General features: G+C 69.4%; 10 protein-coding genes. 5 read left to right on the top strand and 5 right to left on the bottom strand.

All coding sequences use genetic code 11. The features are described 5' to 3' along the window. Positions 1 to 20 precede the first annotated feature (20 nt). Complete coding sequence (locus tag BW996_RS18500; RefSeq protein WP_037478537.1) at positions 21 to 545, top strand: phasin family protein; 525 nt, start codon at positions 21 to 23, stop codon at positions 543 to 545. A 200-nt stretch (positions 546 to 745) separates the two neighbouring features. Here the strand turns inward: BW996_RS18500 and BW996_RS18505 are convergent, their stop codons facing one another. Further along, complete coding sequence (locus BW996_RS18505; protein WP_037478535.1) at positions 746 to 1456, bottom strand: Crp/Fnr family transcriptional regulator; 711 nt, start codon at positions 1454 to 1456, stop codon at positions 746 to 748. A 153-nt stretch (positions 1457 to 1609) separates the two neighbouring features. Here BW996_RS18505 and BW996_RS18510 point away from each other — a divergent pair, with 153 nt between their 5' ends. Both BW996_RS18510 and phaP read left to right on the top strand, forming a co-directional pair. Further along, a complete protein-coding gene (locus tag BW996_RS18510) occupies positions 1610 to 2182 on the top strand; it encodes a GbsR/MarR family transcriptional regulator (protein WP_037478534.1) in 573 nt (190 codons plus the stop codon). A gap of 209 nt (positions 2183 to 2391) precedes the next feature. Next, positions 2392 to 2910, top strand: a complete 519-nt coding sequence (gene phaP / locus BW996_RS18515; RefSeq protein WP_037478531.1) for a TIGR01841 family phasin — start codon at positions 2392 to 2394, stop codon at positions 2908 to 2910. Between the two features lie 104 nt (positions 2911 to 3014). Here phaP and BW996_RS18520 read toward each other — a convergent pair whose 3' ends face one another. Next, positions 3015 to 4280, bottom strand: coding sequence for an MFS transporter (locus BW996_RS18520; RefSeq protein WP_076459046.1), 1266 nt, complete (start codon positions 4278 to 4280; stop codon positions 3015 to 3017). Positions 4281 to 4384: 104 nt separating this feature from the next. On the opposite strand from BW996_RS18520, the gene BW996_RS18525 reads away from it, so the two are divergent. Beyond that, positions 4385 to 5254: an AraC family transcriptional regulator gene (locus tag BW996_RS18525; protein ID WP_051631577.1), complete on the top strand. Its 870-nt coding sequence runs from the start codon at positions 4385 to 4387 to the stop codon at positions 5252 to 5254. Here BW996_RS18525 and BW996_RS18530 read toward each other — a convergent pair. Genes BW996_RS18530 through BW996_RS18540 form a run of 3 tightly spaced genes read right to left on the bottom strand, consistent with a single transcriptional unit; the run spans position 5226 to position 8039 of the window. Continuing rightward, the gene (locus BW996_RS18530; RefSeq protein ID WP_037478526.1) at positions 5226 to 5954 is read right to left on the bottom strand and encodes an acetyltransferase domain-containing protein; all 729 of its coding nucleotides are present in this window, start codon (positions 5952 to 5954) and stop codon (positions 5226 to 5228) included. The genes BW996_RS18525 and BW996_RS18530 overlap by 29 nt on opposite strands. Before the next feature lie 15 nt (positions 5955 to 5969). Further along, entirely contained in the window at positions 5970 to 6917 is a 948-nt protein-coding gene (locus BW996_RS18535) for an alpha/beta hydrolase (protein WP_037478518.1), read from the bottom strand. 18 nt (positions 6918 to 6935) lie between these two features. Next, positions 6936 to 8039 (bottom strand): patatin-like phospholipase family protein, encoded by a 1104-nt coding sequence (locus BW996_RS18540; RefSeq protein WP_037478515.1) that lies wholly within the window; start codon positions 8037 to 8039, stop codon positions 6936 to 6938. Positions 8040 to 8100: 61 nt separating this feature from the next. On the opposite strand from BW996_RS18540, the gene BW996_RS18545 reads away from it, so the two are divergent. Beyond that, the coding region (locus tag BW996_RS18545; RefSeq protein ID WP_310732932.1) for a calcium-binding protein at positions 8101 to 8642 on the top strand (542 nt) is incomplete at its 3' end.

Raw genomic sequence — 8642 nt, forward strand, 5'->3', positions numbered from 1 at the left:
CTCAGCCGGAGTGCCTCGCCATGTTGACCCCCGAACAGCTGGCCGCCGCCAACAAGGCCGGTCTCGACGCCCTGGTCGAGCTGACCCGCAAGAGCTTCGAAGGCATCGAGAAGCTGGTCGAGCTCAATCTGCGCACCATGCGCGGCACGATCGGCAACAGCCTAGCCCCGAATGCAGCCGGTCGCATGCCGGCGATGGCCGAGACGGCTGGCGCCTACAGCCGCGAGCTCTGCGAGATCGCGCTCGGCACCCAGAAGGAAGTGCAGCGCCTGGTCCACGCCCAGCTGGCCGCGGCGCAGCAGACCATTCTGGTCATGGTCGACACCACGGTGAAGAACGCGCCCGAGGCCGGCGGCTCGACCGAGATGGTCCGCACCGCCGTCAGCGCGGCCAACGCGGCGATGGAGCGGGTGCAGCAGGCCGCGCGTCAGGCGGTCGACCGCACCGGCGCCCAGGTCGACGCGATTGTCCAGCCCCCGGCCCCGCTGAAGACCGCCCACCGGTCCGAAGCGGCCGATGCATCGATCACGTCGGTCGGGTCTTGAACTTTTTCCAACCGGGCGCATCTGTCCTGGGCATGCTCCTGAGCCGGGAGCATGTGACTGGTTGTCTCCTCGGTACCCCGGCTTCCTGTTTTCAGGTCGGCTGACCGGTACCTTGTTCCCCCGGTGGAGGTTCGCTTCCACCGGTTTTTTTTGCTCGTTTCCCGGCTCCCGGCTGCCGGTTTCTGCAGGCGCGGGTCTTGTCAGACCTCGTCGCGGGTGCGGCTGCGGGTCATGCCGCGCGGCATCTCGCCGGCCACATAGACCAGCTGCGTGCTCAGGCGCACGCGTCGGCCGGCCTCGCGGGCGATCAGACCCGTGCGGCGCATGCTCGAGATCACCCGGGAGACGGTCTCGGGCGCGATGTCGGTGAGCGCGGCCATGTCGGACAGGCGCGGCAGCTCGCAGCTCATGCGATCATCCTCGGCACTGGGGGGCTGCTGGGTCGAGCGCAGCGGGCCGTAGGTCGCCCGTCCGGCCAGCAGCAGCAGCAGCGCACGAATGCGCTCCGGCGCCGGGCCGAAGCGCAGCCGACCCAGCTGGGCCGCATGCTCCTGGCGCACGATCAGCCGGTTGACCAGCAGCTCGCGCCAGGCCGCGTCCGGCATCGGCCCCAGCGGCGCGATGATGGTGTCGACGATCGCACGGCCGAAGGTCGACTGCGGCCGGCCATGCAGCTGCTCAAGACCGAGCAGATCGCCAGGCAGCGCAAGCAGCACGGTGCTGTCGTCGGCCGTGGGATGGTCGAGCCGGATCGCGCCATCGACGATCAGGAACGGGGTGACAAAGCGGCCCGGCCGAAAGATCAGCGTGCCACGGGCATGGCGCTCATGCGCGGGCGAGTTTGTCTCGCGCAGCACACCCTCGACCGCCGACGAGGCGGGGGCCAGATCCAGAGCGTCGATCAGGTTCATCGTAGACTAGCGGAATACCCTAGGTGGCGCATTCTATCTTCTTGGTATTCAGAATTTTCTGAAATTCAAGTACACAATTGACGAACATCACCTCCTTCAAAGGCAGTTCGTGTCATGCCCGCCCCTTCCGCACCCTCTGAGCCTTCCGAACTGATGAGCCCGCTGGTGCGCAGCTTCGTCGCCCACTTCGGCGAGATGGGCAGCCGCTGGGGCATCAACCGCACGGTCGGCCAGATCTACGCGCTGATCTATGTCTCGCAGCGGCCGCTCAACGCCGACGAGATCACCGACGCGCTGCAGATCAGTCGCTCCAATGTCAGCATGAGCCTGAAGGAGCTGCAGTCCTGGCGCCTGGTGCAGATGCGCCATCAGCCCGGCGACCGACGCGACTACTTCGAGGCCCCGGCCGACACCTGGGAGATCTTCCGGCGCCTGGCCGAGGAGCGCCGCCGTCGCGAGGTCGAGCCCACGCTGACCATGCTGCGCAACGCCCTGCTGGAAGTGCCGACCTGCGAGGCCGACCGCCATGCCCAGGAACGCATGCGCGGCATGCATGAGCTGATCGACATGCTCAGCACCTGGTTCGACGATGTGCAGCATCTGGATCCACGCACGCTGTCGCAGCTGATGCGCATGGGCTCGCGGGTCGGGCGGCTGCTGGAGCTCACCTCGGCACTGCGCGGCCAGGGACAGAACCGGAGTCCGGAAACCGGACCGGGTGCATGAAATTTCAATTAGGGTTTGCAACCTAATCATGCTGCAATGCAGCATATGGTCTTGAATTCGGTGAGGTGGCTCCTATACTGTGATCCATGCTGCACTGCAGCAAAAATCTGGGATCTCGATCAGAGGCGACCTGACTCCAGTTCCGACCTGATCGTGCATTCCGCCCGGTCACCGCTCGCTTCACCATCACGACCAAGGAAACGCTCATCATGTTCAACACCGAACAATTCACCGCTGCTGGCAAGGCCAACCTGGACGCTGCTGTCGAGATCGGCCAGAAGGCCTTCGGTGGCATCGAGAAGCTGGTCGAGCTGAACCTGCAAGTCACCCGCGCCGCGCTCGACGAGTCGGCCGCCCACGCCAAGGCCCTGCTGGCCGTCAAGGATCCGCAGGAACTGCTGGCCCTGCAATCGGGCGCGCTGCAGCCGGCTGCCGAGAAGGCCACCGCCTACGGCCGTCAGGTCTATGAAATCGCCTCCAGCACCCAGGCTGACATCAGCAAGCTGCTGGAAGCCCAGGCCGCTGGCGCCCAGGAGAAGTTCCAGGGCTTCGTCGAAGCCGCTCTGAAGAACGCGCCGGCTGGCAGCGAGAACGCCGTCGCGATGATGAAGCAGGCAATGAGCGCCACCAGCGCCGCCGTCGAAAGCGCCCAGAAGGCCGCCAAGCAGGCCGTCAGCAGCGCCGAAGCCAACATCCAGTCGATCACCAAGGCTGCCAAGGCCGCCTGAGTCCACGGATTGTCTCCTCGGTACCTTGCGGGGTACCTTTCCATTGACCCGGCTCTCGCCAGAGAAGCCGGGTCTTTTCTTTCTGGCGACAGGATCCTGGCGCTTCAGCGTCGCGCCAGGCCGCGACCGACAACCGAAGCCGACACGATGCCCAGCACCATCGCCGCGGCCGCGCCAAAGAAGATCGCGCCGTCCAGATGGTGGTCGAGCAGCAGGCCGAAGACCGGTGCGGCCAGCGCGAAGCCTGTGTCCAGACCCGAGTAGACGGTGCCATAGACACGGCCGGTGGCGCCCGGGGGCGCGGCGCGCTTGATCAGCATGTCGCGCGACGGCCCGGCCAGGCCGGTGCCGAAGCCCGCCAGCGCGACGGCGGCTGCCGCCGCCAGCCCGGGCAGCCAGCCGGTGCCGGCCAGCATCAGCAGCAGTCCGGCCAGCGCCATCGCCGCGGCGATGGTGCGCTCGAGCCGCTCGACGCGCGCCACCAGGAAGCCGCCGATCACCATGCCGACCGCGCCGCACAGCATGTAGCCGGTCACCACGAAGGCGGTCAGCGATTCGGGCAGGCCGTACATCCGGTTCAGCGCCGGGCTGGCGAAGCTCTGCACCGCGCTCAGCGCCGCCGTCGTCCAGAAGAAGAACGAGAAGCACAGCCAGACCGAGGGCAGCTTCAGGAAGGCCATCGGATGCTCGTCGGCGGGCGCACCGGCCGGACGGGGCGCGGCCGGGGTTGGCGCCGCGCTGGCGCGATCATCCAGATCGGCGCGCCGCAGCCACAGCACCGCCAGCACGGCGACGGCCACCAGCGCCGAGCCCAGGTAGGCCGCGCGCCAGCTGTCGAAGGCGCCGCTCAGGCCGATCAGGAAGACCGGCGCCAGCGCCCAGCCCAGATTGCCGCTGATGCCGTGCACCGAGAAGGCATGGCCAAGCCGCTGCGGCGAGACCCGCCGGTTCAGGATGGTGAAGTCGGCCGGATGAAAAGGCGCGTTGCCCAGGCCGGCCAGCGCGGCGGCCAGCATCAGGCCGCCATAGCCTTGCGCCAGCGAGCCCGCCAGCGAAGCCAGCAGGAAGCTGACCAGCGCACCGAACAGCACCGGGCGCGCTCCAATCCGGTCGACCAGGAAGCCTGACAGCGCCTGACCCACGCCGGAGATCACGAAGAAGACCGTCACCAGCAGGCCCAGCTCCGAATAGCTCAGCCCGAAGTCGCGGATGAAGGCCGGGAACAGCGGCGGCAGCAGCAGATGGTGGAAATGCGAGGTGCCGTGGGCCAGGCCGATCAGGCCGATCGTGGTCGCGTCGCGGCGCAGCCGCTCGCGCTCCGGGTCGGGCCGGGTGGCCGCTGGCGTGGGAATCGTGGTCGTCGAGTTCATCGCCACACTGTACGGAGGCTGTGCGCGGCATACTTTCGCCAGCCAGCCAATTTCTGTCGAGATCACGCCAAACCGCAGCCGGCGTGCTGGCCCCGAATCTTCCGATGAGCCCGATCTTTCCGACCATTCCCCCGCTCGACCCGCAGCGTTTCGCGCCGCGTGCGCACTGGCCGGTGCGCGCCAAGCTGCGCCCGCTGCGCGCGAGCTCGCGGGTCGAGCCGCACCGCCATGGCTGGGCGCAGATGTCCTTCTCGCTGACCGGGGTGTCGCGCATCCTGACCAGCCAGATGACCTGCATCGTGCCGCCGACCCGCGCGGTCTGGATTCCGCCGCAGGTCGAGCACGCGGTGGCGGTGCTGCGCGATGCCGACATGCTCACGCTCTATCTGCATCAGCCGCCGGATGCGGCGCCGCACTGGCAGCGCTGCCGGGTGGTCGAGGTCTCGCCGCTGCTGGCCGAGCTGGTGCGCCAGCTCGCCCGGGATGATCCGGCCCAGGCGGGACCGGCTGCGCTGCCGGCCGCGATGCCGGCACGCGCCCGCGCGATGGCCGAGCTGATCGGCGACGAGCTGCTGCGTGCGCGCTCGCTGCCGCTGGGCATCGCGCTGCCGCAGGACAAGCGGCTGCGCACGCTGTGCGAGGCGCTGATCGAGGAGCCGACCCGCCATGCCCGGCTGGCGGACTGGGCTGCCGGCTCGGGCGCCAGCGCGCGCACGGTGGCGCGGCTGTTCCGCGACGAGCTGGGCACCAGCTTCCAGCAGTGGCGCCAGCAGGTGCTGCTGGCGCGCGCGCTGGTGCTGGCCACCGAAGGCCGGCCGATGGGCGTGATCGCCGCCGAGCTGGGCTATGCCAGCCCGAGCGCCTTCAGCGCGATGGTCACCCGCACCGTCGGCATGGCGCCGGGCCGCTTCTTCGCGCCGGGCGGTGCCCTCGCCGAGGCCGCGCTCAGCGCAGCAGCCAGCCCACGGCCGTGATCGCGCCGATCATGACCGGCTGGTGCAGCATGTACCAGGACAGCGCGTGCTGGCCCATCCAGGCCAGCGCACCGGCCGGGCGCCCGGCCGGCAGCGGCCCCTGCAGCAGCGCAGGCCAGCGCGCCAGCAGCCCCAACCCGATCGCCTGCCCCCAGGCCGCCACGCCCAGCCAGGGCAGCAGCGGCACATAGTCCTGCGTCACCGGCAGCCGCGTCACCAGTCCGATCCAGTTTGTCCAGCGACCATCGAACCCGGGATGCGCGACAAAGGCCGGCAGCAGCAGCGCCACCGTGCCCAGCAGCGCCCAGCCGACCGCGCCCAGCGGCAGCCAGCGCAGCAGCGGCAGCATCACCGCCACCGCATGCAGCACGCCGAAGCTGATCCAGCTGTTCGGGAACATCCACATCGAGCCCAGGCTGACCAGCACCGCGCAGCCGGCGATCTGCAGCCAGCGGCGCAGGAAGCGCCGCGTCGGCACCTGCGCCTGACGCGCCACCGCCTGCGACAGCCCGACGCACAGCACAAAGGTGCTGACGATCACCAGCCGCTGCCCGGTCCAGAAGGGATCGTCGGTGAAGCTCTGGCGCGGCTGCAGCCAGCCGGCCTGGTTCAGGTCGAAGCAGAAATGAAAGACGGTCATCCAGACCATCGCCAGCCCGCGCAGCGCGTCGAGCCGGAGGAATCGGGGCGATGTGCTCATCGGCGTGGTGCGTGCTCAGCCGGGTGCCAGCGCGGCCCGCAGCGCCGCGCCCAGGGCCTGCTGCGCCTGCTTGGCCTCGGGAATCGCCCGGCCCATCTTGATGAAGTCGTGCGTGACGCCACGCCAGATCTCCAGGTCGACCGGCACGCCCGCCAGCCGCAGCCGGTCGCCGTAGGCCACGCCCTCGTCGACCAGCGGATCGCACTCGGCCAGGCCGATCCAGGCCGGGGCCACGCCATCCAGATCGTCGGCCAGCAGCGGCGCGAAGCGCCAGTCGCTGCGCTGCGCGCGGTCGATGTAGTGGTCGAAGAACCAGTCGATGCCGGCCTTCTCCAGCAGAAAGCCCTCGGCGTAGACCGCGTGCGAGTCGGTATCGGCGTGGGCGGTGGTGCCCGGCGTGATCAGCGCCTGCAGCGCGAGCTTCAGGCCGGCGTCGCGCGCCAGGATCGCCGCCACCGCCGCCAGCGTGCCGCCGGCGCTGTCGCCGCCGACCGCCAGCCGCGAGCCGTCCAGGCCCAGCGCGCTCGCCCCCGGCCCAGCCAGCCATTGCAGCGCCGCCCAGGCATCCTCGACCGCGGTCGGGAAGCGGTGCTCGGGCGCGAGCCGGTAGTCCAGCGCCACCACCGCCGCGCCGCTGTGCCGCGCGATCTGGCGGCACAGGCTGTCGTGCGTCTCCAGGCTGCCCACCGTGAAGCCGCCGCCGTGCAGGTAGAGCAGCGCCGGCAGGCCGTTGTCGGTCGATGCGGCATAGAGCCGCGCCGGCCGCTCCACGCCCGGCGCCACGGGAACATGCAGGTTCTCGACCCGCGCCAGCGGCGCGCGCGGCAGGTCCAGGATCTCGGCCGAGGCGTCGTAGTGACGACGCGCGTCGGCGGCGTCCATCAGATGCATCGGCGTGCGGTTGGCGCGGCGGATGCGCTGCAGCAGGTCGCGCATCGCCGGGGTCAGGCGGTGAAAGGGCATGTCTTGTTGTTTGTCGTGTCAGGGAGAGTCGGATTCCAGCGCCTCGACCCGATCGGCCGCACAGCCATCGTCGAGCCATTGCGCGAACTCGTCGGCCAGGCGCTGGCTCTCGGCCACCGCGGTGCGCCAGGCACGCATGCGGCCGGCGACATCCGGGCCCCAGGCCTTGAAGTCCTGCCGGTCGGGCAGCTTCGCGCCGGGCAGCGTCGCGATCCAGGCGGGGTTCGGTGCCAGCACGATGACATTGTCCAGCGCCGCTGTCGGCCGGTGGCGCCAGCGCAGCGCCTTGTCCAGCCAGCCCGGCACCAGCTGCGACTGGAAATGCGGATAGAGCACCAGCCCGGCCGAGTCCGGCTGCGCGGCGATCTGCTGCCAGGGCCAGTGCAGGTGGTAGTCGGTGATGCCGCCGTCCCAGTAGGCGCCGCGCGGCGCGCCCTCGATGTCGTGCACCGCCTCGAGCCAGAACGGGATCGAGCCCGAACCGATGATGCTCGGCTGCAGATTGGTCGGCGTCAGCGCCACCCGGCGCGTGGGCAGGTCGGCCAGCGTCAGCGGCAGCGCCTCGCGCGGATCCGAGAACACCACCCGCTCCAGCCACAGCCCGAGCGCGCGCCGGTGCAGCAGATTGCAGCCGAAGGCCGCCAGATAGCCCGCATGCGTGATCCCGGGGCGCTCGCGCCGCAGCAGATGGCGGCCGCGGCTGGTCAGCACATGCAGCCGCAGTCGCGGATGCGCCAGCAGCTCGGCCTGGCGGCCGCGGAGCTGCGCCTCGAGCAGCGCCGCGAAGCGCGCACTGATGTTGCGCGCCGACTGGCGCTCGCCGGTCGGCGGCGCGTAGCTCTCGCCGATGTAGTCCTCGGCCAGCCGCGCCAGCGCCGCATCCGCATCGGGCAGACAGGCGCAGGCCAGCCGCCATGCACCGATGCTCGCCCCGGCCAGATGCACGCTCGGCCCCGGACCGCTCAGCCAGTGGCCGAACAGGAAACGGTCCAGCGGACTGAGGATCAGCCCTTTCGGACCGCCCGCCGCGGCAGGAATGGCGCGGATGTCGGCCGCGCGCAGGCCGTGACGCGCGACATGCGCCCGGGCTCTCGGGCCGGCCAGCAGTCTCAGCGCACGCATGGAACAGGATCAGATGCCAACTTGTTCACGAATCTTGAAGTGAAAAATGTGATCTATTTACATGTCGGATGTATTCGGCGGGAGCCACCTCAAGAATTTCAGAGATGTCAATTTCGGCATCGGCAATTTTCCCGGATTTCATGAGACGTCCGGAAGCAAGGGGTGGATGATGGCAACGAAGACAGGCACTGCGGGCAACGATTCGCTGGTCGGCACGACGGGCGCGGACATTTTCGACGGCTTGGGCGGCAACGACACGCTGGTGGGCGGCGCGGGCGACGACACGTACTACTTCGGCCGCGATGAGGGCAAGGACATCATTGCCCAGAGCACCGACACGCGCGCAACCCGGTCGGAAAAACTGATCTTCAAGGCCGGCGTGCTGCCGACGGACATCCAGGCCTCGTTCGTGGGCAACAACTTGGTGCTGGCCATCAAGGGCACCAGCGACTCGATCACGATCCAGGACTTCAAGTACCTTGATACGCCGGCCAATAACCGGAACCCCATCCAGCAGGTGAGCTTCACCGGCAGCACCACGGTGTGGAACACCACCCAGATGGTCACCGAGGCGCTGCGCGGCACGGCCGGTGCGGACAGCTT

Source organism: Sphaerotilus natans (assembly GCF_900156335.1).
Classification (GTDB): domain Bacteria; phylum Pseudomonadota; class Gammaproteobacteria; order Burkholderiales; family Burkholderiaceae_C; genus Sphaerotilus; species Sphaerotilus natans.